This is a genomic window from Massilia oculi, assembly GCF_003143515.1.
GTDB classification, from domain to species: domain Bacteria; phylum Pseudomonadota; class Gammaproteobacteria; order Burkholderiales; family Burkholderiaceae_D; genus Telluria; species Telluria oculi.
Window position 1 is genome coordinate 4391118 of record NZ_CP029343.1, and the last position, 22389, is coordinate 4413506.

The 22389-nt window shown below is 69.5% G+C and carries 20 protein-coding genes and 1 pseudogene; 10 read left to right on the forward strand and 11 right to left on the reverse strand.

Translation table 11 applies throughout. From position 1 onward, the window contains the following. Nucleotides 1–78 precede the first annotated feature (78 nt). On the forward strand, nucleotides 79–744 hold the full coding sequence (locus DIR46_RS19840; protein ID WP_109346781.1) for a methyltransferase domain-containing protein: 666 nt from the start codon (nucleotides 79–81) through the stop codon (nucleotides 742–744). Here DIR46_RS19840 and DIR46_RS19845 read toward each other — a convergent pair. From DIR46_RS19845 to hepT, 5 genes are all read right to left on the reverse strand, one after another. Further along, nucleotides 737–3451 carry an HAD-IC family P-type ATPase gene (locus DIR46_RS19845; protein WP_229446323.1) on the reverse strand — a complete coding sequence of 905 codons (2715 nt, stop codon included), beginning with the start codon at nucleotides 3449–3451 and terminating at the stop codon, nucleotides 737–739. The genes DIR46_RS19840 and DIR46_RS19845 overlap by 8 nt on opposite strands. Nucleotides 3452–3555: 104 nt before the next feature. Further along, complete coding sequence (locus tag DIR46_RS19850) at nucleotides 3556–6375, reverse strand: Hsp70 family protein (RefSeq protein ID WP_109346783.1); 2820 nt, start codon at nucleotides 6373–6375, stop codon at nucleotides 3556–3558. Beyond that, nucleotides 6372–8228, reverse strand: coding sequence for an Hsp70 family protein (locus DIR46_RS19855; protein WP_109346784.1), 1857 nt, complete (start codon nucleotides 8226–8228; stop codon nucleotides 6372–6374). Before DIR46_RS19855 ends, DIR46_RS19850 begins: the two co-directional genes overlap by 4 nt. Beyond that, on the reverse strand, nucleotides 8225–8815 hold the full coding sequence (locus DIR46_RS19860) for a DUF2760 domain-containing protein (RefSeq protein ID WP_109346785.1): 591 nt from the start codon (nucleotides 8813–8815) through the stop codon (nucleotides 8225–8227). The genes DIR46_RS19855 and DIR46_RS19860 overlap by 4 nt, the downstream gene beginning before the upstream one ends. 125 nt (nucleotides 8816–8940) lie before the next feature. Then, entirely contained in the window at nucleotides 8941–9360 is a 420-nt protein-coding gene (gene hepT, locus DIR46_RS19865) for a type VII toxin-antitoxin system HepT family RNase toxin (protein WP_109346786.1), read from the reverse strand. A gap of 175 nt (nucleotides 9361–9535) precedes the next feature. On the opposite strand from hepT, the pseudogene DIR46_RS19870 reads away from it, so the two are divergent. Together DIR46_RS19870 and DIR46_RS19875 are read left to right on the forward strand one after the other, a co-directional pair. After that, nucleotides 9536–10129 (forward strand): annotated as a pseudogene (locus tag DIR46_RS19870) (SDR family oxidoreductase). 12 nt (nucleotides 10130–10141) lie between these two features. Beyond that, complete coding sequence (locus DIR46_RS19875; RefSeq protein WP_109346787.1) at nucleotides 10142–11275, forward strand: AI-2E family transporter; 1134 nt, start codon at nucleotides 10142–10144, stop codon at nucleotides 11273–11275. On the opposite strand, the gene DIR46_RS26745 is transcribed toward DIR46_RS19875, so the two are convergent. Further along, the gene (locus tag DIR46_RS26745) at nucleotides 11199–11570 is read right to left on the reverse strand and encodes a hypothetical protein (RefSeq protein WP_162819579.1); all 372 of its coding nucleotides are present in this window, start codon (nucleotides 11568–11570) and stop codon (nucleotides 11199–11201) included. The two genes, DIR46_RS19875 and DIR46_RS26745, sit on opposite strands and share 77 nt — an antisense overlap. Before the next feature lie 80 nt (nucleotides 11571–11650). Between DIR46_RS26745 and DIR46_RS19885 the strand changes: the two genes are divergently transcribed. From DIR46_RS19885 to DIR46_RS19900, 4 genes are all read left to right on the forward strand, one after another. Beyond that, entirely contained in the window at nucleotides 11651–12112 is a 462-nt protein-coding gene (locus DIR46_RS19885; RefSeq protein WP_205289011.1) for a hypothetical protein, read from the forward strand. 122 nt (nucleotides 12113–12234) lie between these two features. Continuing rightward, nucleotides 12235–12942, forward strand: a complete 708-nt coding sequence (imuA, locus tag DIR46_RS19890) for a translesion DNA synthesis-associated protein ImuA (protein ID WP_109346788.1) — start codon at nucleotides 12235–12237, stop codon at nucleotides 12940–12942. Next, nucleotides 12872–14392: a Y-family DNA polymerase gene (locus DIR46_RS19895; protein WP_109346789.1), complete on the forward strand. Its 1521-nt coding sequence runs from the start codon at nucleotides 12872–12874 to the stop codon at nucleotides 14390–14392. The genes imuA and DIR46_RS19895 overlap by 71 nt, the downstream gene beginning before the upstream one ends. Before the next feature lie 209 nt (nucleotides 14393–14601). After that, on the forward strand, nucleotides 14602–16881 hold the full coding sequence (locus DIR46_RS19900; protein ID WP_229446324.1) for a heavy metal translocating P-type ATPase: 2280 nt from the start codon (nucleotides 14602–14604) through the stop codon (nucleotides 16879–16881). Nucleotides 16882–16904: 23 nt separating this feature from the next. On the opposite strand, the gene DIR46_RS19905 is transcribed toward DIR46_RS19900, so the two are convergent. Genes DIR46_RS19905 through DIR46_RS19920 form a run of 4 tightly spaced genes read right to left on the reverse strand, consistent with a single transcriptional unit; the run spans nucleotide 16905 to nucleotide 18874 of the window. Then, a complete protein-coding gene (locus DIR46_RS19905; RefSeq protein ID WP_109346791.1) occupies nucleotides 16905–17654 on the reverse strand; it encodes an MBL fold metallo-hydrolase in 750 nt (249 codons plus the stop codon). Nucleotides 17655–17705: 51 nt separating this feature from the next. Continuing rightward, the gene (locus tag DIR46_RS19910; RefSeq protein ID WP_109346792.1) at nucleotides 17706–18143 is read right to left on the reverse strand and encodes a YeeE/YedE family protein; all 438 of its coding nucleotides are present in this window, start codon (nucleotides 18141–18143) and stop codon (nucleotides 17706–17708) included. Between the two features lie 10 nt (nucleotides 18144–18153). Beyond that, the gene (locus DIR46_RS19915) at nucleotides 18154–18585 is read right to left on the reverse strand and encodes a YeeE/YedE family protein (RefSeq protein WP_109346793.1); all 432 of its coding nucleotides are present in this window, start codon (nucleotides 18583–18585) and stop codon (nucleotides 18154–18156) included. Continuing rightward, nucleotides 18575–18874 carry an ArsR/SmtB family transcription factor gene (locus tag DIR46_RS19920; RefSeq protein ID WP_109346794.1) on the reverse strand — a complete coding sequence of 100 codons (300 nt, stop codon included), beginning with the start codon at nucleotides 18872–18874 and terminating at the stop codon, nucleotides 18575–18577. Before DIR46_RS19920 ends, DIR46_RS19915 begins: the two co-directional genes overlap by 11 nt. A 207-nt stretch (nucleotides 18875–19081) precedes the next feature. Here DIR46_RS19920 and DIR46_RS19925 point away from each other — a divergent pair, with 207 nt between their 5' ends. The 3 genes from DIR46_RS19925 (at nucleotide 19082) to hisN (ending at nucleotide 21116) form a co-directional block, all read left to right on the forward strand. Continuing rightward, nucleotides 19082–19858: an alpha/beta hydrolase family protein gene (locus tag DIR46_RS19925; protein ID WP_109346795.1), complete on the forward strand. Its 777-nt coding sequence runs from the start codon at nucleotides 19082–19084 to the stop codon at nucleotides 19856–19858. A 69-nt stretch (nucleotides 19859–19927) separates the two neighbouring features. Beyond that, on the forward strand, nucleotides 19928–20296 hold the full coding sequence (locus DIR46_RS19930) for a hypothetical protein (RefSeq protein ID WP_109346796.1): 369 nt from the start codon (nucleotides 19928–19930) through the stop codon (nucleotides 20294–20296). A 10-nt stretch (nucleotides 20297–20306) separates the two neighbouring features. Next, nucleotides 20307–21116: a histidinol-phosphatase gene (gene hisN, locus DIR46_RS19935; RefSeq protein WP_109346797.1), complete on the forward strand. Its 810-nt coding sequence runs from the start codon at nucleotides 20307–20309 to the stop codon at nucleotides 21114–21116. Nucleotides 21117–21120: 4 nt separating this feature from the next. On the opposite strand, the gene tyrS is transcribed toward hisN, so the two are convergent. Further along, nucleotides 21121–22353 (reverse strand): tyrosine--tRNA ligase, encoded by a 1233-nt coding sequence (gene tyrS, locus DIR46_RS19940; RefSeq protein WP_109346798.1) that lies wholly within the window; start codon nucleotides 22351–22353, stop codon nucleotides 21121–21123. Nucleotides 22354–22389 lie beyond the last annotated feature (36 nt).

Below are 22389 nucleotides of genomic sequence, written 5' to 3' on the forward strand. Positions count from 1 at the left end.
ACTGGATGATGGCGATGGCTGCCGCATGCCTGGGGGCGGCCGGCCACCTCATGCATAATGAGCGCCAAAGGAGACGCCATGACTGATCACACCGACGCAGCAATCCTCGCATCCTGGTCGCGCAATGCGACGCCCTGGACCAGCGCCGTGCGCAGCGGAGAGATCGAGAGCCGCACCCTGGTGACCAATGCCGCCATCGTCGAGGCGGTGCGCGCGCGTGCGCCGCGCAGCGGCGTCGATCTCGGCTGCGGCGAAGGCTGGCTGGTGCGCGCGCTGCCCGAGGTGGAAATGGTCGGCGTGGATGCGATCGCCGGTCTCGTCGAGCAGGCGCGTGCCGCCGGCGGCGGCGACTTCCGCGTGCTTTCGTATGAACAGATCGCGGCCGGCGAGCTGGCGCTGGCGGCCGACATCGCCGTCGCCAACTTCTCGCTGATCGGACATGAAGCGGTCGAGGGCCTGTTCGCTGCCGCGCCGACTTACCTGCGGGCCGGTGGAACACTGATCGTGCAGACCGTCCACCCCTTGATGGCCTGCGGCGACGCGCCCTATGCCGACGGCTGGCGCGCGGGCCGCTGGGCTGGCTTCAGCGACGACTTCCAGGACGCGCCGCCCTGGTACTTCCGCACGATCTCGGGCTGGATCGCGCTGTTCGAGCGGCACGGCCTGCGCGTGGTCGAGATGCGCGAGCCGCTGCATCCGCGCACAGGCAAGCCGGTGTCGCTGATCCTGGCCGGCGTCAGCTGATTTCCGCGAACACCCTCCAGCGCCGTAGCAGCAGCTTCTCGACCTCCAGCACCACCATGAACATCAGCCCGATGCCGAGGATCGCCACGCCATCGACCAGCGCCACGGCGCGGGTATCGAACAGCGCCTGCATCCACGGCAGGTAGGTGAACGCGAGCTGCGCCACCACCACGACGGCGATCGCCCACAGCACCGCCGGCGTGCCGCGCGCGCCGCGCCAGGTGAACGAGCGCATGTGCAGGTAGCGCACGTTGAACAGGTAGAAGATCTCCAGCACGCACAGCGTATTGACGACCATCGTGCGCGCCGCCTCCGTACCCAGGCCGCGGCGTTCGGCCCAGGCCATCACGGCGAACACGCCGGCGGTGAACAGCACCGACACGAAAGCCACCCGCCACAGCATGAAGGGCGACAGCAGCGGCGCCTGCGGGTCGCGCGGGCGGCGCGCCATGACGCCCGGTTCGGCCGGCTCGAAGGCCAGCACCAGGCCGAGCGTGATGGTCAGGATCATGTTGATCCACAGGATCTGCGGTGGCGTCATCGGCAGGGTCAGGCCCAGCACCAGCGCCGCGACGATGGCCAGCACCTCGCCGCCGTTGGTGGGCAGGGTCCAGGCGATGACCTTGCGGATGTTGTCGTAGACGGTGCGGCCCTCGCTCACGGCCGCCACGATGGAGGCGAAGTTGTCGTCGGCCAGCACGATCTGCGCCGCTTCCTTGGCCGCCTCGGTGCCCTTGTTGCCCATGGCGATGCCGACATTGGCCTGCTTGAGCGACGGGGCGTCGTTGACGCCGTCGCCCGTCATCGCCACCACCTCGCCCTCGGCCTGCAGCGCGCGCACCACGCGCAGCTTGTGGCCGGGATTGGTGCGGGCGAAGACGTGGGTGCGGTGCGCCAGTACCCGCAGCTCGGCGTCGGACACGCCATCGACGTCCTGGCCGGTGACTACCACCGGCTGTTCGGCGAGGCCAAGTTGCGCGGCGATGGCGGCGGCGGTCGCGCCATGGTCGCCGGTGATCATCTTGACCGCGATGCCGGCGCTGCGGCAATCGTCGATCGCGGCCAGCGCCTCGGGGCGCGGCGGGTCGATGAAGCCCACCAGGCCAAGGAACACGAGTTCGTCCACGGCGTCGAAGTCCATCTGCGGCGGCGCATGTGTGAAGCGGCGCAGGGCGAAGCCCAGCACACGCTCGCCGCTGGAGGCCGCCGCGGCGATCTGGCCCTCCCACCAGGCGGCGTCCAGCGGCATCCGTGCGCCGGCCGCATCGAGCTGGCTGCCGCTCATGGCCAGCACGCGCTCCGGCGCGCCCTTGACGAACAGCTCGGCGCCGCCGTCGGCCAGCCCGTGCAGGGTGGCCATGAAGCGGTGCTGGGCGTCGAACGGGATCTCGTCGGCGCGCGGATGGCCGGCGCGCAAGGCGTGCGGCTCCAGTCCGGCCTTCATCGCCAGCGCCACCAGCGCGCCCTCCATCGGATCGCCATCGACCCGCCAGCCGCCCGCATGCTGGTGCAGGCGGGCGTCGTTGCACAGCAGGCCGGCTTCGACGAGGTGGCGCGCGTTGGCCGGCAGGCCGGCGCCGCCGTCGGGCAGTTCGAATGTGCCCAGCGGCGCATAGCCGGCGCCGCTCACGCCGATGCTGGCGGTTTCCGTCACCACGCGGCAGGCCGTCATCTCGTTGCGGGTCAGGGTGCCGGTCTTGTCGGAGCAGATCACGGTCGTCGCGCCGAGTGTTTCCACCGCCGGCAGGCGGCGCACGATGGCGTGGCGCGCGGCCATGCGCTGCACGCCGATGGCGAGGGTGATGGTGATTACCGCCGGCAATCCTTCCGGCACCAGCGCCACCGCGATCGCCACCACCATCATCAGCGCCTCGACCCAGTCCATTCCTTTCAGGCCGACCGCATAGGCGAACAGCAGCGCGGCGACGGCGATCGACAGCACCGTGAAACGCCGCCCGAAGCCGTTGATCTGGCGCAGCAGGGGCGTGGTGAGCGGCTCGACCTTGCCGAGCATCGTGCTGATGCGGCCGATCTCGGTATGGCTGCCGGTGCCGACCACCAGGCCGAGGCCCTGGCCGGCGGCGACCAGGGTGCCGGAATACGCCATGCCTTCGCGGTCGCCCAGCGCCTCGCCGGCATCGACGGCGCGGTCGGTCTTGACGCTGGCCACCGATTCGCCGGTGAGGATCGCTTCGTCGATCAGCAGGGCGCGGGCGCGCAGCAGCCGCAGGTCGGCCGGGACGCGGTCGCCGGCCTCCAGCAGCACCACGTCGCCCGGCGCCAGCGTGGCCACCGGGACGGTCGCATGCGCGCCGGCGCGCACCACGCGCGCAGTGGGCGCCAGCATGGCCTGAAGGGTGCCGAGAGCCTGCTCCGCCTTGCCTTCCTGGACGAAGCCGACGATGGCGTTCACGGTGACCACGCCGACGATCACGGCGGCGTCGACCCAGTGCCCGAGCACGGCGGCCAGCGCGGCGGCGGCGAGCAGGAACAGGATCAGCGCGTTATTGAATTGCAGCAGGAAGCGCAGGAGGGCGGGCGTGCGCGGTGGAGAGGGCAGGGTATTGGGGCCGTACCGCATCAGGCGGCGCGCAGCTTCGGCCGGGTCGAGCCCGTCGGGTGTGGAGGCCAGCTGGCGCAGGACGGCGTCGGCCGGCATCGCATGCCAGTCTTCGGCCGGCGCGGAAGGTGGCGGGGGCGAGGTCATGGACATGCAAGGAAGCAACTCCGTGATTACCCGATGACCCAAACTTAGCATAGTAAGTTTTGCTCTTCAAGGTATCCCGACCTCGACGCTTGGGTATGGCGGCGTCAGCGCAGCAGCTTCAGCCCTGGCGGCAGTGCATCGCCCAGCAGGCGCGTCTCGACGGCCTGGTCCAGCTCCACCACCTCGCGCACCATCGCCGTCCACATCGGCGGCGCGCCGCTGGCGGCCAGGCGGCGCAGCACGTCCTCCCGCACCGCTTCGCCGATGTCGCGCGAGCGGTCGCCCGTCATGCGCGCGATGTGGGCGGCGGCGAAGCCGGCCGGCTCCACCTTGCGCCAGTCCAGTTGCAGCAGTTTTACCAGCCAGCTTTCTGCGACGTCGGGTGGCGCAACCTCGTGGGCGCTCGACTGGAACGACTGGCGCGCGCCGACCCGGCCCAGGGCCCACAGGTATCGCCCATAGCGCGCGCTGGCGCGGGCGTCGAGCTTGCCGCCGGACGGGATGTCATCGATCTGGCCCAGCAGCCACTCACCGATTTCCGCCTTGTAGGCCGACGGGATGCGTTCGAGCGAGGCGCCGACGCGCAGCATGTCTTCTTCGCTGCCGTCGACCAGGGTGACCGGTCGCCGTCCGCGTTCGGATTCATCGGCCTGCAGGTTGAAGGCGAAATCGTCCAGCACGCGCAGCTGGGATTCGGTCGACAGGCCGCCCGCCACCCGGCGCCACAGCGTCCACCATTCGGCGCGCGTCTGACTATCCTTGTGGTGCTGGACGCCGCCGTCGAACATCGCCCACAACTGCTCCATGCGCCATTCGTCGAGAGGATGGCCGAAGCCGGGACGCAGGCTGTAGCCGGCGAGATTCAGCCAGGCGCGCTCGTGCTCGACGGAGCGGCGTCGGCCCTTTGCGCGCGCCAGCAGTGCGTCGAACAGGCGCCGCAGCAGGGGCGTGGTCCAGCGTTCGCGCGCCCCTAACAGGTGTTCCAGGCCGGCGCGCAGCTGTTTCACTTCTTTCGGGTCGACCTGCTTCGAGCGGGCGCCGAACACGCGCTCGATCTTGTCGATCGCCGCATCCAGTTCCAGGGGCAGCGCTTCTTCCTGCGTGTCGCCGTCGCCGTCTTCATTGCCGCGCAGCTGGAAGGCGAGCTGCCAGCGCTGGCCGCCATCCTCGGCCACGCAATGCACGTCGAGCGTGCCGACTTCGCTCAGCGTCGTCACCAGCCGCACCGGGATCTCGGTGGGCGCGCCGCGCGCTGCGCGCAGCACGGTGGCGATCGCCGGCAGGCGCACCACCTCGGATGGATCGAGATCGACCAGGTCGCCCGGCTGCGGCGGCGCGCCGCCGTCGGCGATGGTCGAGACCAGGTGGAAGCGCACCGGACGGCCCACGCGCAGCGCGAAGCTGCGGTCCGCCAGCGCCACCTCGAGCGCGGCCTGTGTGCCGCGCGGAAGCAGGCAGACGGTGCGCAGGTTATCTTTTTGTGACTCGCCATCGAGCAGCAGGTAATAGCTGCGCGCGGCGCCGCTTTCGATGGCCGGGGCCAGGCCCTGGCGCGCCAGCGTATAGGCCACGGCGCCGCGGGCGACGGCGATGTCGGGGTTCTCGTTGTGCAGCACGCGCACCGGAGCGGCGCGCCACGCCGTCAAGGTATCGACCAGCCGCTGCGCCAGCGCCGCGCCCCTGAACACGCCGCCGTTGAGCAGCACCGTGTCGGGCACCGGCAACGCGCCATCGTCAGGCAGGCCAAGCGCCTCGCGCGCGGCGGCCGCATGCTGGCGCAGGAAGAGCGCCAGGTGGCGCGTGATGGCCGGGTCGCTCGCATACGGCAGGCCGAATTCGACGATGCCGGCGCGCGCGCGTTTCGCGTCTTCCTGCGCCGCATTGAGCGGGAAGAAGCCATCGAGCACGATGCGCTCGATGTCGTCGCGCCGCAGGTCGGCCTTGCGGCTGGCGCCGATCAGGCGGCTGCCGGCGCCGAGCAGGGTGACGGTGACGCCATCAGGCGCATCGTCGGCCAGCAGCTGTTCCTTCGCGGCGCGGCAGCGTTCGGTGAGCTGGGCCAGGCGCGCGCTCGACAGGCGGGTGCGCGTGGCGTCTTCGCCGGCCTGTTCGGCCATGCGTGACTCGACCAGGTGGGCCAGCGCCAGGTCCATATTGTCGCCGCCCAGGATCAGGTGGTTGCCCACGCCGATGCGGGTGAGCGACGGCTCTCCATCCCTGGTTTCGACCTTGACCAGGCTGAAGTCGGTGGTGCCGCCGCCCACGTCGGCCACCAGCACCAGGCGCGCATCGGAAAGCTGCGCACCGAGGTCGGTGCGATGCCGGTACAGCCAGTCGTACAGCGCGGCCTGCGGTTCTTCCAGCAGCCGCACGTCCGGCAGGCCGGCCTGCTTCGCCGCCTCCAGCGTCAGCGCACGCGCGCCTTCGTCGAACGAGGCGGGCACCGTGAGCACGATCTGCTGGCGTTCCAGCGGTTGCTTGGGGAAGCGCGTGTTCCATGCGGCGCGCAGGTGGGCCAGGTAGCTGGCGCTGGCAGCCACCGGCGATACCTTGGGCACGTCGGCATCAAGGCTCCACGGCAGGATGGGCGCCATGCGGTCGACGCCGGGATGCGACAGCCAGCTCTTGGCGCTGGCCACCAGGCGCCCCGGCGTGGCCGCGCCGAGCGCGCGCGCCAGGCGCCCGAGCGCGACCTGTTCGACGCCGGCGACATCGGGAATGTTCCAGGGGAGTTGCAGTTCGCCGGGCGCGAGTTCGTCCGCGCCCGGGTGGTAGCGCATCGACGGCAGCAGCGGCGCGCCGGCGACTTCGCCGGGCGCCACCAGCTGGTCGATCGAGAACAGTTCGATCGCGCCCTTGCCGTCACGGGCAAAGGCCAGCACCGTATTTGTGGTGCCGAGGTCGATGCCTACCAGGTACGTCACTGTACGTCGGAGGCGGTACGGACGTCGAATTCGACCTTCCAGCGCTGGCCGTCACGGGCGACAGCCGCCAGTTCCAGCGTGCCCGCGTCAGTCGCCAGCGCATGCAGTTTGACCTGCACGACTTCGCCGGCCACACGGCCCTCGGCCGGCAAGGTGGCCTGGATCTCGTTCAGTTCCTGCAGTTCGTCCGGGCCCCAGAATTCCAGCACCTCGCCGATGCGGTCCTGGCGGCGCACGGTGGAGCCGAAGAAGCGGAAGGTCACCGGCTCGCCGATCACCAGGCCGAATTCCTGGCCGGGGAGTTCGAGCTCGCTGCCTTCTTCCATGCCGAACGGCGCCACGCACAAGGCTTCCAGCGGCGGCTCCATGCCGGGAATCGCCGGCATCGACGATTCGACGCCGACGTAATAGGAACGCGCCGTGCCGCCGCGGATGCGCACGCCGCCGCCACGCCGCGCGTAGCTGAAATAGGCCGCGCCGCGCGCGACGGCCAGGTCCAGGTCGGCGCCTTCGAGCATGCGCGCCGGTTCCGCGCCTTCCATGTACAGCCAGTCGTTGATGGTGTCCATCACGCGCTGTGCCAGGATGCCGGACTTGAACACGCCGCCGTTGAACAGCACCGCGCTCGGATGCAGGAAGCTGTGCTCCGCATTCACGCGGCCCGGGAAACCTTCGAGTTCGGCGGTGGCGCCGGCCTGGCGCGCCAGGAAGGCGGCCAGGTGGCGCGTGATCGCGGCGTCCTGCGCATACGGCAGGCCGAGCTGGGTCAGGCCGGCGCGGGCGCGCACGGCAGGACGCGCCGACGCTTCCACGCGCGGGAAGAACCCGTCGGTGATGAAGGAGGTGACTTCTTCTCGCGTGAGTTCGGTGCGAATCGAGCCGCCGATCAGCTTCGAGCCGCGGCTCGGCACGACGATCGGATGGGCGGTGGCGTTCGGATTGGCCAGCAGTTCTTCCTTGGCGCTGCGGCAGCCATAGGTGAGGGCGCGCATCTGCCAGGCGTCCAGTTGCGTCCCATTGGTGGCCAGCTTGCGCGCCACGAAGTGGGCCAGGGCCAGGTCCATATTGTCGCCGCCCAGCAGGATGTGGTCGCCCACGGCCACGCGGTGCGGTTCGAGCTTGCCGTCGCGTTCCAGGATCGCGATCAGCGAAAAGTCGCTGGTGCCGCCACCGACGTCGACCACCAGGATGATGTCGCCCGGTGCTACCTGCTTGCGCCAGCGGCCGCCACTGCCCTGGATCCAGCTGTACAGGGCCGCCTGCGGCTCTTCCAGCAGGGTGGGGGCGAAGCCGGCCTGGCGCGCCGCTTCAGCGGTCAGTTCGCGCGCGGCCGGGTCGAACGAGGCGGGGATGGTGACCGTGACCGATTGCTGGTCGAACGGCGCTTCCGGGTGCGCCGTGTTCCAGGCCTGGCGCAGGTGTTCGAGGTAGCGGGTCGAAGCGGCCAGCGGCGACACCTTGGTGACTTCTTCAGGCGCGTCCTGCGGCAGGATCGCGGCGCGGCGGTCTACGCCAGGGTGGCACAGCCAGCTCTTGGCCGACGACACCAGGCGGATCGGCGTGGTGGCGCCGCGGCTGCGCGCCATTTCGCCGGCGACGGCCGTCTCATCAAACTGGCTCCAGGGCAGGGCGCGTTCGCCGGCCGGCATCTCGTCCGGGTGCGGCAGGTAGAGGAAGGACGGCAGCAGCGGCAGCGCCTCGATCGTGCCGGGGGCGGTCAGCTGCGGGATCGGCAGCACCGCGTCGACGGCCTTCTCGCCATCGCTGGCCTGCAGGTCGACATAGGAGAGGGCGCTGTGGGTGGTGCCCAGGTCGATGCCGATGGCATAGCGTGCGTTGTCGGGCTGGCTCACAGTTCCACCTCCGCCGGGGCCAGCACGCGCGCATCGTGGCTCTCGGCCAGTTGCGGCAGCGTGACCTTGGCCGCGCGCCAGCCGCGATGGCTCAAGGTGCCGGTGAACGGCGCCTTGCCGACCACGTTGCCGGTCAGGCGCACGCTGGCGGCGTCGAAGCCTTCGTTCAGGGTGACGCGGCTGCCTTCGGATTCAGGGCGCACCGGCTCGATCGCGAAATGCTCGCGCAGCACGCGCGCGCAGCCTTCGTGCACGACGCGGGCGGCGGCGCCGATGTCGGCGTCCGAATAAGCGGAGAGGTTTTCGTGGGCGAAGTCGATCAGGCGGGCTTCGCGCTGGAATAGGCTCAGCAGTTGCAGGGCCGAATCCGGGCTGGGCGCGCGCAGTGGCGCCGGGGCTGGCGCTGGACTCGGGACAGGGGCCGGGGCAGGGGCTGGAGCCGGGGCAGGCGCCGGCGCGGCGGTCGGGCCGACGCCGTCATCGCGCACGCGCGCGGCGAACTCGGCGTCGCCGAGCGACTTGAACAGGGCGCCGAAGGCGATCGACAGGCGGCTGAAGAAACCGGGCAGATTGGAAGGTGTGCTCATTTTTTCTTGGTAATCAGGTGCGGGATGGCTGGTTGTCATGTCGGACAATGGGAGAGCCACCCCCGGAAAAAGGCGAATCATACCAGTTGGCGCCTGTTTTTCGCGCTGACAACTGGCTGGAAAGTTTATTCGACGATACGGGCGCCGCCCAGCAAGGCAGCCGAATAATCGGTGAAATCGTCCAGGCCGCGCTTGACGATGGTCACCAGGGCTGGCAGCGGCGATGCTTGATGATCCCATTCGGCGCGGCAGAACTCGCCGGTGCGCTTGAGATCCTCGGCCAGGGTGGGTGCGATCCAGCCGTGTTCGGCCAGCAGGGTGATGACTTCGCGTTCATCCTGCGGCAGGCCGAGGCGGGCGTTGCCGATCACATAATCGCCCATCTCGATCGCGGCTTCCCAGGCGCGGATCACGTTCAGGGTAGCGGCATCCTGGCGCGTGATGTCTTCAGAGAAAGTATTCGGGTCTTTTTCATACTCGTCGCGGGCACGCCGGCAGCAGCGTTCGATGGTGCCGGCCTTGCTGACCAGAATGTCGTCATCCATGGCGTCTCCGTGTCGGTGGTCGTCGTGCGCCCCACAAGGGCGCAACCATGCAGATGGTGCCAGTACGTCAATAATCAAGGCGCGGCGCCCGTCCTGTCCCGATCATGCGACCAAGGTCCAATTGTCCGAACTCTGCGAGCGGTCGAGCATCTGACAGGCATGCCAGGGAGATGTCATGAAGCTCGAAGGAAAGGTTGCCGTCATCACCGGCGCCACCATCGGCATCGGCAAGGAAATCGCGCTCGCCTATGCGCGCGAAGGCGCGCGCGTCGCCATCGCCGGCCTCGACCCGGAGGCGGCCGCAGGCGATTCACCTCGACGGCGCCTTCCTCGCCACACGCGCCCGCGTGCGGCATATGTACGCGGGCGGGCGCGGCGGCAGCATCATCTATATCGGTTCCGTGCACTCGAAGGTAGCGTCGGTGCGCAAGTCGGCCCATGTCACGGCCAGGCACGGGCTGGAGGCCTGACCAGGGCCATGGCCAAGAAAAGCGCGAAGCATGGCGTGCGCGCCAACCCGATCGCGCCGGGTTTCGTGCGCACGCCCCTGGTCGACAAGCAGATTCCGGAGCAGGCGCGCGAGCTGGGCATCTCCGAGGACGAGGTCATCCGGAACGTGATGCTCAGGGAAGCCGTCGATGGCGAGTTCACGACCGTCCAGGACGTTGCCCGGGTCGCGCTGTTCTTCGCCGCATTCCTCTCCAATGCGCTCACCGGCCAGTCGCTGATCGTGAGCCATGGGTGGTTCATGACGTGGACCACGATATAAGGGGGCCGCCACGTGAACGCACCCTACGAGCTCGATACCAGGCTCGAAGAACGCCTGTCGAGAAAGCTGCTGGATGTGTTCATCCGGGCCGGCATCGTGTTCGGTCTGGCGCTGCTGAGCTACCGCATCTTCTCCCCCTTCCTGTCGCTGATGGCCTGGTCGGTGATCCTGGCGGTGACCTTGTATCCGGCGCACCAGAAGCTGGCCCAGCGCCTGCGGGGCAAGCAGGGACTGGCGGCGACGCTGCTGGTGCTGGTCGTCGTCGTCGCGATCGGGGCGCCCACGGCGATCCTGATGACCTCGCTCGGTCAATCGCTGCAGGAAGCCGTCGACAGCGTCCGCGCGGGCACCCTGAGGGTGCCCGCGCCGTCACCCGGCGTAGCCGACTGGCCGCTGGTCGGCAAGCGCATCCACGACGTGTGGCTGGAGGCTTCCGCCGACCTGCCGGCGCTGCTGCGCAGCAGGCATGCGCAGGTGGCCGACCTGACCAGGAGGGCGCTGCAGGCGGTGGCCGGCATCGCCGGCGCGATGCTGCTGTTGCTGTTCTCGTTCATTGTCGCCGGCATCATCATGGCCTGGGGGCGGGCCAGCGCCAACGGCATCCGGGCCATCTTCGTGCGCATGGCGGGCATCGAGCGCGGCGAAGAGTTCGTCGTGCTGTGCACGGCGACCATCCGCGCGGTGGCCCTGGGCGTGCTGGGCGTGGCCCTGCTCCAGGCCATCGTGGTCGGCCTGGTGTTCGTCGTCGCCGACGTGCCGTTCGCCGGCCTGCTGTCCCTGCTCGTCCTGGTGCTGGGCGTGGTGCAGGTGCCGGCCCTCCTGGCGACCCTGCCAGTGATCATCTATATGTGGAGCAGCGGCGACTACGGCAACACGCAGGCGATCACGTATTCCGTGCTGCTGTTGCTTGCCGGCTCGCTCGACAATGTGCTCAAGCCGCTGCTGCTGGGGCGCGGCGTGAATGCCCCGATGCCGGTGATCCTGCTCGGCGCCCTGGGCGGCCTGGCCAGCGCCGGCCTGGTGGGCATGTTCGTGGGCGCGGTCTTCCTTGCCCTGAGCTACCAGGCCTTCATGTGGTGGGTGGCGAACAGCCCCGATGCCGTGGCGCCGCCTGCGCCAGCGCCAGTGCCGGCGGCGCCGGAGTAGCCGTGTGCGCCGCGCCCGGCAGGCGGTCAGGCGGGAATGCGCTGGCGCTGGCAGGCGCGGCGCTGCTGGGCGCCTGTACGGCGGCCGGGCCCGACTTCGAACGTCCTGATATGCCGGCCGCGCTGGCCGGCTGGGACGGCGGCTCGCTGGCCTCGCTGAACACGCGCGCCGGCGCGCAGGGAAGCGCATCGATCCAGCAATGGTGGCGCGGCTTCGACGATCCCGTGCCCGACGCGCTGATCGCCGAGGCCCAGCGCGTGAACCCGACGGTACGCGCCGCCGGCCTGCGCATCATGGAGGCACGCGCCGAACTCGGGATCGCCGGCAGCACGCGCTATCCGCAGGGACAACAGCTCAGCGGCGAACTGCTGCGCGTTGATCCACCCGGCTTTCTACCTGTCCGCCATCATCAAGTCGGTGCTGCTGGGCCAGCAGGCCGGCGCCACGGGCGCGCGCTCGGCGGGGCGGATGCTGGTCGGTTCGACGCTGGCGGGCGCGGGCATGGCGGTCGTGGCCTGGTCCGGCCTGGCGGTGTGGCCGACCCTGTGGATGCTGGTGCCGTGGATGGCCGCCGCCGCGCTCTGGAGCGGAGCCCGGATTTTTGGCCTCAAGGCCTCGGCGCTGCCGCCCCCGTTCTGGAGCAATGCCCTGGTGACCATGCTGATCCTGCTGGGCCCGGCGATCGAGGATAGCGTGGTGGGGAAGGACGTCGGCCATGCTTCGCTGGTGCGGATGAGCCTGTTCGTCGTTCTCGCGCTGTATGCCTGGGCCATCGTGTGGGTGCTGGAAGGCTGGCGCGCGTCAAGGTCGTTGCGGAGCTGTCGGTTTGAGTCATAAGGCGTTTAATTTTAGTCAATACCAGTGACCTGATTGGTATAGCCAAATTGAATAGGTCTTGCAAAACACGACTCCAGCGAGTACTGTATGTTTATACAGTATTTGTCTGATAAGCCTGATCCATGAACCACTCAGCCATCCTTGCCGCACCCGAGGCAGTGCACCCATCGCTGTGGCGCGCGTCGCAGTTGGCGCATGCCGATACGCGCTGCATCGATACCGGCCACCCAACGCTCTCGAGCCAGCTTCCCGGCGGGGGCTGGCCCGGCGGCACCCTGGTCGACCTGCACTTGCAGCAGCCCGGCATCGGCGAGATGCGCCTGTTGCGGCCGGCCCTGGCCGCCTGCGCCGAACGCCGCATCGTGCTGCTGCAGCCGCCCCATCCACCCCAGGCCCTGGCGCTTGCCGCGCTCGGCCTGGAGCCATCGCAGTTGCTGTGGCTGCGCACGACGCGCACTGCGGATGCACTCTGGGCGGCCGAGCAGGTGTTGCGTAGCGGTAGTTGCGGCGCCTTGCTGTTCTGGGCCAACCATATGCGTAACGACAGCCTGCGCCGCCTGCACCTGGCGGCGCAAGGCGGCGAAACGCTGTTTTTCATGCTCCGTCCGCTGGCGGCGGCGCAAGATGCATCTCCCGCGCCTTTGCGTCTTGCGCTGCGGCCGGCGGCCGGCGGCATGCATATCGACTTCGTCAAACGTCGGGGACCGCAGCGCGAGGCGCCGCTGTTCCTTCCTCTTGGATCTTCACTACTGCAACGCCATGCGCCTCTGGATCGGCCTGTATTTGCCCCAGCTACCGCTCGAGGTCTTCAGCCCACGCTGGTTCAGTGAGGCGGAGAGCGAAGCCGGCGACGCTGCTGGTGGCCCCGACCCTGGCAGCGTCATCCTCGAGCAGGAACGGGTAATGGCGCTGTCGCCGGCGGCGCGCGCTGCCGGCGTGCAGATCGGCATGCGCCGCGGCGGCGTGCTGATGCTGATGCCCGAGGCGCGCATCGAACTGCGCAGCCATGCGCGCGAAGCCGAGGCCATGGATGCGGTAGCCATGACCATGCTCCAGTACACGCCGCAGGTGGCGCTGGCCGAAGAAGCGACGCTACTGCTCGATATCGGCGCCAGCCTGCGCCTGTTCGGCGGCATCCGGCGCCTGTGCGAGCGGGTGCGCGCCAATCTGGCGGCGCTCGGCTTCACGGCCTGCATCGCCTGCGCCCCCACCGCGCGCGGGGCGTGGCTGCTGGCGCGCCGCAATGCGGGGCGCGCCCTCACGATGGATTCGCTGGTGCGGCGCCTCGACCGCTTGCCGGTGGGACTGCTGCCGCCGGCGCGGCCGTTCGCCACGTGGTTCGAGGGCATCGGCTGCCGCCGCCTGGACGAGCTGCGGCGCCTGCCGCGGCCTGGCCTGCAGCGGCGCTGCGGGCGGGCCCTGCTCGACATGCTGGACGCCGCCTACGGCCTGAACGCCGAAATGTTCCATTGGGTGGCGCCGCCGGAGCGTTTCCATGCGCGGCTCGAACTGTTCGACCGGCTCGAACAGGCCGACCTGCTGCTGGCCGGCGCCCACCGCCTGGTGCTGCAGATGACGGGCTGGCTGTGCGCGCGCCAGCTGGCGGTCGAACGCATCCGGCTGTCGCTCGACCACGAGCGCGGCCGCATGGCGCGCCCACCGACCCTGGTCGAGGTGGCGCTGGCCGAACCCACCTGGCGCGACGAGCACCTGCTGCGCCTGCTGCGCGAGCGCCTGGCCAAGCTCGAACTCGAAGCGCCCGTGATCGGCATCGGCCTGGAAGCGCAGCAATTGCAGGCAATGGCGCCACCGACCGATTCGCTGTTTCCCGATCCCGGCGGCACCGAAGAAGACCGGATGCGCATGATCGAGCTGCTGGTGGCGCGCCTGGGGGCAGACAATGTCTTGCAGGCGCTGCCGGTGGCCGATTACCGGCCCGAAGTGGCCAACGCCTGGGTGCCGGTGGAGCAGAAGGTGAGCGCCGCCGCGCGCGCGGCGCAGATGCCCCCCGACGTGCGGAGCCTGCCACGCCCGAGCTGGCTGCTGGCCAAGCCGATCGCGCTCCTGATGCGCGACCACCGGCCGTTCTACGGTTCGCCCCTGCGGGTGGCGTCCAATCCCGAACGCATCGAGGCCGGCTGGTGGAGCCAGACGCAGACGCGCGACTACTTCATCGCCGAAGGGCAAGACAACGCGCTGTACTGGATCTATCGCGAGCGCATCAACGGCACCGGCGAGGATGCGGCGCCGCGCTGGTTCCTGCATGGCTTGTTCGGCTAAGCGCCTGTGCCTGCAGGCAAAGTGCGCTGCCGATCGAGGTGGCCTGCGGGTCGGCCCGGCAGTTCACTGCCCATCCATGGCTGACGGGCGCGGCGCCATCCGGTCAGCAGGCCTGGACAGCGCTTGCGGCGGTGCTAGACTGCTGTAAGCACGGCCATGCCCCTGGCGCCATGCGCCAGCCACATCTTCCAGCGTTCATGCGAGCCAGTATGCATTCGAGCAACCGAACCAGCATGGCGCAGCTGGCGATCTGCATCGCCACGCTGGTGGCCGGCGGCGCATGCCATCTGGCCGGGGCGGACCTGGTCGGGGACTGGATCTGGCTGGCCGGCGCCGCCGTCGTGCTGCTGGCGCTGGCGGTCGACACCGTCGTCGCGCTCTGGCGCAAGCGCCTGGGACTGGACCTCGTTGCACTGGTCTCCATCGCCGGCGCGATCCTGCTGCAGGAGTATTTCACCGCAGATATCATCGCCCTGATGTTCGCCAGCGGCCGCGCCCTGGAGGGATATGCGGAGCGGCGCGCCCGCAAGGACATGTCGGCCCTGCTGCAGAAAGCCCCGCGCAGCGCCAGCCGGTACGAACATGGCCGGCTGGTCGAGGTGCCGCTCGAGGCGATTCGTCCGGGAGACCGCCTGGCAGTGCGGCCCGGCGAAACGGTGCCGGTGGACGGCACGCTGGTCTCGGCCGCCACGCTGGACGAATCGAGCCTGACGGGCGAATCCATGCCCGTCGCCTGCCGCCCCGGGACGCTGCTCGGCAGCGGCGCCGTCAATGCCGGCGACGCATTCGACATGCTGGCGACCAGGACGGCCGGCGACAGCACGTTCTCCAATATCGTCCGCCTGGTCCAGGCCGCACAGGCGTCGAGGGCGCCGGCGGCGCGGCTGGCCGACCGCTACGCCCTGATGTTCGTTCCCCTGGCCCTGGGCATCGCCGGCCTTGCCTGGTTGTCGAGTGGCGATCCGGCGCGGGCGCTGGCGGTGGTGGTGGTGGCCACGCCCTGTCCCTTGATCCTGGGGGTCCCGGTCGCCATCGTCAGCGCGATGTCGCGTTGCGCCCGGCGCGGCGTCCTGGTCAAGCACGGCGGCGCCCTCGAAAACATGGCGCAGGTCAAGACCATGTTCTTCGACAAGACCGGGACGCTCACCGGCGGCAGGGCGAAGCTGGTCGCGATCGCCGCCGCGCCCGGCGCCCCGCACGATGACGTCCTGCGCATGGCCGCGTCGCTGGCGCAGATGTCGGGCCACGCCATCTCGCAAGCCGTGGTCGCCGCCGCCATCGACCGCGGCATGCGCCTGGCCGTTCCCGACGACGTCAGCGAGCAGCCCGGCGCCGGATTGTGCGGCCGGGTCGACGGCAGGCAGGTCCGCATCGGCAGCCAGGACTATGTGACGGGCGGCGCGGATCCGCCGGCATGGGCGGCGGACATCGTCCGGCGCATCGGCGCCGAAGGCGGCGCGGCGGTGCATGTCGCGCTGGACGGCGCGCCGTGCGCGGTGCTGCAGATGGCGGACGAGATTCGCCTCGAATCGCCGCGCACCCTGCGCATGCTGCGCGCGCTGGGCGTCGAGCGGATCGTGCTGCTGACCGGGGATCGCGCCGACGTGGCGGGCACGGTCGGCGCCGCCCTGGGGGTCGACGACGTGGTGGCCGGCCAGACGCCCGCCACCAAGCTTGCCGCCATCGCGGACGCGCGGACGCGCGGCGTGACCATGATGGTCGGCGACGGCATCAACGATGCGCCGGCCCTGGCCGCGGCCGACATCGGCGTGGCGATGGGCGCGCGCGGCGCGGCGGCCGCCGCCGAATCGGCCCAGGTCGTGCTGCTGGTCGACAGGCTCGACCGGCTGGCGTTCGCGGTGCGCATCGCGCAGCGAAGCAAGGCCATCGCGCTGCAGGGCGTGGCGGCAGGAATGGGGCTGTCGATTGCCGCCATGGGCGTCGCGGCGTTCGGCTACCTTCCGCCGGTTGCCGGCGCACTGTTGCAGGAACTGATCGACGTCGCGGTGATCGCCAATGCGCTGCGCGTGCTGCGCCTGGACGCGGCGACGCAGGCAGAACGCATGCAGGCCCGGGAATTCGACCGGCTCAGGGACGAACACGCGCGGCTGGCGCCGGTCATCGACCGCCTTGGCCTGCTGGCGGACCAGGCGGCCAGCAGGCCCGCCGCCGTGCGCCAGGAGCTGGCATCGCTGAACGACGCGCTGCGCCGCCAGATTCTTCCCCACGAGGCCAGCGACGACGCCGTCCTCTACCCGCGCGTGGCGCGCATGATCGGCGGCGAGGACCCGCTGGCGCCGATGAGCCGCACGCATCGCGAAATCCAGCGGCTCTGCGTCATGCTCGAGCGGCTGTCGAACGCGCCGCCCGCGGAGGGCGGCGAGGAAACGTCGATCCGGGAGCTGCGCCGCACTCTGTACGCGCTCGAAGCCATCCTGCGCCTGCACTTCGCCCAGGAGGAGGAAATCTATTACGGGCTCGCCCCGTGAGCCGCGGCCGGACGGTCCGGGCGCTAGCCTTGCCGGCTGTGGCCCATCTGCTGGCAATAGCGCGCCAGCTGGTCCGGAAGATCGGCCGGGCAGACGCCGCACTGGCGGTTGCCGGGCACGGCGTGGTCGATGAAGGTTGGATAAGGAAGGTTCAGCCCGGCCATGATGGCCATGAACTCCTCGCGCGTGCGCTCCTTGCCCAGCCGCGGATTGCGCTGGCGCTCCTGCGCGATCGACGACACGTGGCGCTCCTGGTAGTCGTGGGCAGGGTAGACCAGGGTCTCGCCGGGCAAGGTGAACAGCTTGTCGGTGACGCTGCTGAACAGGGCGCCGGCATCGCCGTTCTGGAAATCGGTACGCCCGCAACCGTCGATCAGCAGCGCGTCGCCGGTGAACACGCGCTCGCCGAGCAGGTAGGCGAAGTGCCCATCCGTATGGCCCGGCGTATGCAGCGGCTGCAGCGTGATGCCGGCAACCGTGAACGGGACGCCTTCCTCGACCCAGGCGTCCGCGCAGGGAAGGCGGTCGATGCCGGACGAGGCGATCCGGCTGCCGGTGGCGCGCTTGAGCTCCAGCGCTGCGGTGATGTGGTCGGCGTGGATATGCGTGTCGAGCGTCCAGGCCAGGGTCAATCCCAGGCGATGCAGTTCGGCCCGGTCGCGTTCCATGCTCGAGATGACCGGATCGATCAGGATCGCCTGGCCGGTCTGTTCGTCGCCCAGCAGATACGTATAGGTACTGGACAGCGGTTCGAAGAGTTGCTTGAAATACATAATGCCTCCCTTGGTTTGCCTGCGGACCGGCGTGCGGCCAGCGAGGGCGTCTCAGGCCGTGGACCGCTTCGATCCTGCGCGGATCCGCTCCAGCAGTTCGAAGACGGCCATCCCGGCCAGCATGGCGCCGGTGAAGAGCAGCACCCTGGTGCCGCCGGTGGCCAGCGACGCCAGCGCCGGCCCCGGGCAGAAGCCTGCCACTCCCCAGCCGACGCCAAAGGCGATGCTGCCCAGCACCAGGCGGCGATCGATACGGGTGGCGGTCGGCAAGCGCATCGCTTCGCCCAGCAGCGAGCGTTCGCGCCGGCCGGCGATACGGAAGGCGACCAGGCCCACCAGGACCGCGCCACCCATGACGAAGGCCAGCGACGGATCCCAGTTGCCCGCCAGGTCGAGGAAGCCCAGGACCTTGGCCGGATCCGTCATGCCACCCAGCAGCAGGCCGATCCCGAACACCAGGCCGGCGATGAATGCAGTCACGATTCCCATCGCTATTCTCCTAGCCGATCACGTGCCGTGACACGAATACGGTGGCGAAGCCGGCCAGCATGAATGCGGCCGTCGCTACCAGCGAGCGCGGCGACAGGCGCGACAGTCCGCACACGCCGTGGCCGCTGGTGCAGCCCGCGCCATACCGGGTGCCGATGCCGACCAGCAGGCCGGCGGCGGCGAGCGCCGCATCGCCGGCCTCGACATGCGCCACGGGCAACGGCGCCGCCATGGCATACACCAGCGGGGCGGCAACCAGGCCGGACAGGAAGGCGACGCGCCAGCCGATATCGCCGCCGACGGGCCGCAACAGTCCACCCAGGATGCCGCTGATGCCGGCGATCCTGCCGTTGAACAGGATAAAGACGGCGGCCGCCAGGCCGATCAGCAGGCCACCGGCCAGGGATTGCCAGGGCGTGAACTGGATCCAGTCAATCGTCATCGTTTTCTCCATTGGCGCAGTACAACTGGTACAGGACGTGCATGACCGCCATCGCCTCCTTGCTGGCAAGCTTGTAATACACCTGCTTGCCCTCGCGCCGCGTGCTGACCAGTTTCTCCTCGCGCAAGACGCCGAGCTGCTGAGACAGGGTCGGTTGCCGGATGCCCAGCACCGACTCGAGTTCGCTGACGCAAAGCTCGTCCTGGCTCAATTGACAAAGCAACAGGAGGCGATCGGCATTGCCCAGCGTCTTGAGCAGCGCGCAAGCGCGCGCCGCGGCAAGCTGCATGGCTGCCGGGTCCAGATGATTTTGACCTTGCACGGATGAGAGGTTCCTTTAAAAACGATTCATCATTATACATTATATTAAAACGTGATGTGTTTGATGCGCTCATTTTTCGCCATCGCCGCGGCCTGCGCGGACTGATGGTCCAAAGGCAGAGGCGGCCCGGCTTTCACCCGTGCTATCGTGCCGCGAAACCACCTGGAGGGTCCCATGGCAGGAGAAGCAGTCCACTTCAAGGGCGCCGACGGCCAGCTGCTGGCCGCGCGCCTCGATGCGCCCGAGGGGCTGGTCAAGGCCTACGCCCTGTTCGCCCACTGCTTCAGCTGCGGCAAGGACGTCTTCGCCGCGGCCCGCATCGCGCAAGGGCTGACGCGCCACGGCATCGCCGTGCTGCGCTTCGACTTCACCGGCATCGGCGCCAGCGAGGGCGAATTCGCCAACACGAATTTCTCGTCCAACCTGTCCGACCTGGTGGCCGCCGCCGACTTCCTGCGCAGCGAGTACGCCGCACCGCAGCTTCTGGTCGGCCACAGCCTGGGCGGCGCCGCGGTGCTGGCCGCGGCCGCCCGCATGCCGGAGGTGCGGGCCGTCGCCACCATCGCCGCGCCCAGCGATCCGCACCACGTCACCGGCATGTTCCGCGAGCACATCGACGCCATCGCCACGCATGGCGTGGCGCACGTCCAGCTGGCTGGCCGCCCGTTCACGATCAAGCGCCAGTTCCTGGAAGACGTCGCCGAGCAGCGCCTGGAACAGAAGATCCGCGACCTGGGCCGCGCGCTGCTGGTGCTGCATTCGCCTTCGGACGACACCGTTGCCGTGGCCAACGCGGAGCGGATATTCCAGGCCGCGCGGCATCCGAAGAGCTTCGTGTCGCTCGACGACGCCGACCATCTCCTCAGGCGCCGCCATGACGCCGTCTACATCGCCGACGTGGTCGCCGCCTGGGCCTCGCGCTATCTCGACCTCGGCCGCCCCGAGCCATAAGAGACCTGGCGAACGGTCGCGCCACGTCGATGAGGCATAATCCGGCCATCGAAGCCGACCGGAGGACCCATGAAGCGATTCACGAACCTGGCAGCCCTGGCTGCCCTGACGCTGGCCGCGTCGACCCATGCCCACGCCCAGGCGGAGCAGACCCTGGAAACGCCGGGCTTCACCGTCAAGATCACGCAGGAGTGCGAAGAGGGCAACGTCACCTGCGACGACGTGCGCTACGTCGGCACCAGCAAGAAGTCCGGCAAGGCGATCACCCTGCGCGGCAAGACCATGCACTCGCTCGCCGCCGACGGCGTCACGCCCGGCGCCTTCCAGGGCTATGTGTTCAAGTCCGGCCGCGTGAGCTATACCGTCTTCGCGGACGGCCGCCTGGTGGTCACCGAGGGCAAGAAGACGCTGGTGAACCAGCGCGGCGAATGGAAGTGACAGGGTGAACATGGCGATCGACAGCGCGCAGATGGACGTCCTGCGCGCCTTCGCCGAAGAACTCGCGGACGCCGCGGGCGCCGCCATCCTGCCGCATTTTCGCGCCGACCTCGTCGTCGAGGACAAGGCCGCGCAGGACCGCGGAGCGCCGTTCGACCCGGTCACCGTGGCCGACCGCGCCGCCGAACGGGCGATGCGCTGCTTGATCTCCGCGCGCTATCCCGGGCACGGCGTCGTCGGCGAGGAAGAGGGCAGCGTCGATGGCGCCAGCCCATGGAAGTGGGTGCTCGACCCGATCGACGGCACCCGCGCCTTCGTCACCGGCCTGCCGATCTGGGGCACGCTGATCGCCCTCAACGATGGAATGAAACCCGTCATCGGCGTCATCGATCAGCCGTTCACGCGTGAACGCTTCATCGGCACGCCGCATGGCGCCTGGTGCAACGGCGCGCCGATCCGCACGCGCCGCTGCCCGAGCCTCGCGCAGGCGCGCGTGATGCTGACCGTGCCCGTGGCCGGGGCGAAAGTCGCGGAGCAATCCGTGTTCGACGCCGTCGCCGCGCAGGCGCAGATCGTGCGTTTCGGCGGCGATTGCTATGCGTATGGGCTGCTGGCACATGGCCTGGTCGACCTGGTGCTGGAAGCGCATCTCGACGTCCACGACGTGCAGGCCCTGATCCCCGTGGTCGAAGGCGCCGGCGGCGTGATCACCACCTGGGACGGCGGCGATCCGCAGCACGGCGGCCCGGTCATCGCCTGCGGCGACCCTGAACTGCATCGGCAACTGCTGCCGCTGATCGCGCGACTGCGCCGCGCTTGAGGAACTAGCAGACTTCCTGTGCTTCGGTAGCGATCACGATGCGCACGTGCTGCTTGCGGCCCGCCGACAGCACCCATTCGGCACGGTCGCTCGCCAGCGGCTGGTCCGCATCCGCCACCGTCACGCTGTCCAGCCGCAGGCCTCCACCCGCCGCGAGGCGCCGCGCCGCGCCGCGCGATGCCGCCAGTCCGGCTTCCACCGCCAGCTCCGCCAGCGTCACCCCCGCGCTGTGCCGCGCCGCGTCGATCGCATGCGTCGGCATATCGCACCGATCCGCGCCGCCAAAGGCCGCCGCCGCCGCACGCTGCGCCGCATCGAGCGCATCCTGCCCGTGCGCCAGCCGCGTCGCCTCGTCGGCCAGCACGATCTTGGCCTCGTTGAGCGCCGCTCCCTGCAGTGCGCCAAGACGGCGCACCTCGTCCATCGGCAGCTCCGTGAACAGCGCCAGGAAGCGTTCCACGTCGCGGTCGTCCACATTGCGCCAGAACTGCCAGAAGCCGTAGGGCGACAGGCGATCCGCGTTCAGCCACACCGCGCCATCGGCCGACTTGCCCATCTTCTTGCCGTCGTTGGTAGCCAGCAGCGGCATCGTCAGGCCGTACAGGTCGAGCCCGGACTGGCGTCGTCCGAGATCGATCCCGTTGATGATATTGGCCCACTGGTCGGCGCCGCCGATCTGCAAGGTGCAACCATGGCGGCGCGCCAGTTCGACGAAGTCGTAGGCCTGCAGCAGGGTGTAACCGAATTCGAGGAAGGACAGCGAGTGCTCCAGGCGCGAGCGGATCGCGTCGAAGGTCAGCATGCGGTTGACGCTGAAGTGGCGTCCGACCTGTCCGAGAAAGTCGAGGTAGCCCAGCCCGCCCAGCCACTCGGCGTTGTCGACCACGCTGACATCCGGGCCGAGGTAGCGCGTGAAGGCGCCCTTGATGCCGGCGATATTGGCATCGATGGCGGCGGTGTCCAGCAGCGGACGCGAGGTGTCGCGAAAGCTCGGATCGCCGATGCGGGTGGTGGCGCCGCCGATCAGCAGCATCGGCCGGTGGCCGGCGCGCTGCAGCCAGCGCATCAGCATCAGGCCCTGCAGGTGGCCGACGTGCAGGCTGTCGGCGGTGGCGTCGAAGCCGAGGTAGGCGGTGACTGGCCTGGCCATGGCGTGGCGCAGGCCGGTCGCGTCGGTGCACTGGTGGATGAAGCCGCGTTCTTGCAGCAGCTGCAGCAGGTCGGAAGAGTGGGTCATGGGGTTTCCTGGTGATGGAACGCCCCAGGATGACCG

What these genes read in the sequence shown, in the direction of transcription:
- DIR46_RS19840 (WP_109346781.1), top strand. Translation starts at nt 79, where the DNA reads ATGACTGATCACACCGACGCAGCAATCCTCGCATCCTGGTCGCGCAAT.
- DIR46_RS19845 (WP_229446323.1), bottom strand. Translation starts at nt 3,451, where the DNA reads ATGACCTCGCCCCCGCCACCTTCCGCGCCGGCCGAAGACTGGCATGCG.
- DIR46_RS19860 (WP_109346785.1), bottom strand. Translation starts at nt 8,815, where the DNA reads ATGAGCACACCTTCCAATCTGCCCGGTTTCTTCAGCCGCCTGTCGATC.
- hepT (WP_109346786.1), bottom strand. Translation starts at nt 9,360, where the DNA reads ATGGATGACGACATTCTGGTCAGCAAGGCCGGCACCATCGAACGCTGC.
- DIR46_RS26745 (WP_162819579.1), bottom strand. Translation starts at nt 11,570, where the DNA reads ATGATGCGCAGGCCGGCGGCGCGTACCGTCGGGTTCACGCGCTGGGCC.
- imuA (WP_109346788.1), top strand. Translation starts at nt 12,235, where the DNA reads ATGAACCACTCAGCCATCCTTGCCGCACCCGAGGCAGTGCACCCATCG.
- DIR46_RS19895 (WP_109346789.1), top strand. Translation starts at nt 12,872, where the DNA reads ATGCGCCTCTGGATCGGCCTGTATTTGCCCCAGCTACCGCTCGAGGTC.
- DIR46_RS19900 (WP_229446324.1), top strand. Translation starts at nt 14,602, where the DNA reads ATGCATTCGAGCAACCGAACCAGCATGGCGCAGCTGGCGATCTGCATC.
- DIR46_RS19905 (WP_109346791.1), bottom strand. Translation starts at nt 17,654, where the DNA reads ATGTATTTCAAGCAACTCTTCGAACCGCTGTCCAGTACCTATACGTAT.
- DIR46_RS19910 (WP_109346792.1), bottom strand. Translation starts at nt 18,143, where the DNA reads ATGGGAATCGTGACTGCATTCATCGCCGGCCTGGTGTTCGGGATCGGC.
- DIR46_RS19915 (WP_109346793.1), bottom strand. Translation starts at nt 18,585, where the DNA reads ATGACGATTGACTGGATCCAGTTCACGCCCTGGCAATCCCTGGCCGGT.
- DIR46_RS19920 (WP_109346794.1), bottom strand. Translation starts at nt 18,874, where the DNA reads ATGCAGCTTGCCGCGGCGCGCGCTTGCGCGCTGCTCAAGACGCTGGGC.
- DIR46_RS19925 (WP_109346795.1), top strand. Translation starts at nt 19,082, where the DNA reads ATGGCAGGAGAAGCAGTCCACTTCAAGGGCGCCGACGGCCAGCTGCTG.
- DIR46_RS19930 (WP_109346796.1), top strand. Translation starts at nt 19,928, where the DNA reads ATGAAGCGATTCACGAACCTGGCAGCCCTGGCTGCCCTGACGCTGGCC.
- hisN (WP_109346797.1), top strand. Translation starts at nt 20,307, where the DNA reads ATGGCGATCGACAGCGCGCAGATGGACGTCCTGCGCGCCTTCGCCGAA.
- tyrS (WP_109346798.1), bottom strand. Translation starts at nt 22,353, where the DNA reads ATGACCCACTCTTCCGACCTGCTGCAGCTGCTGCAAGAACGCGGCTTC.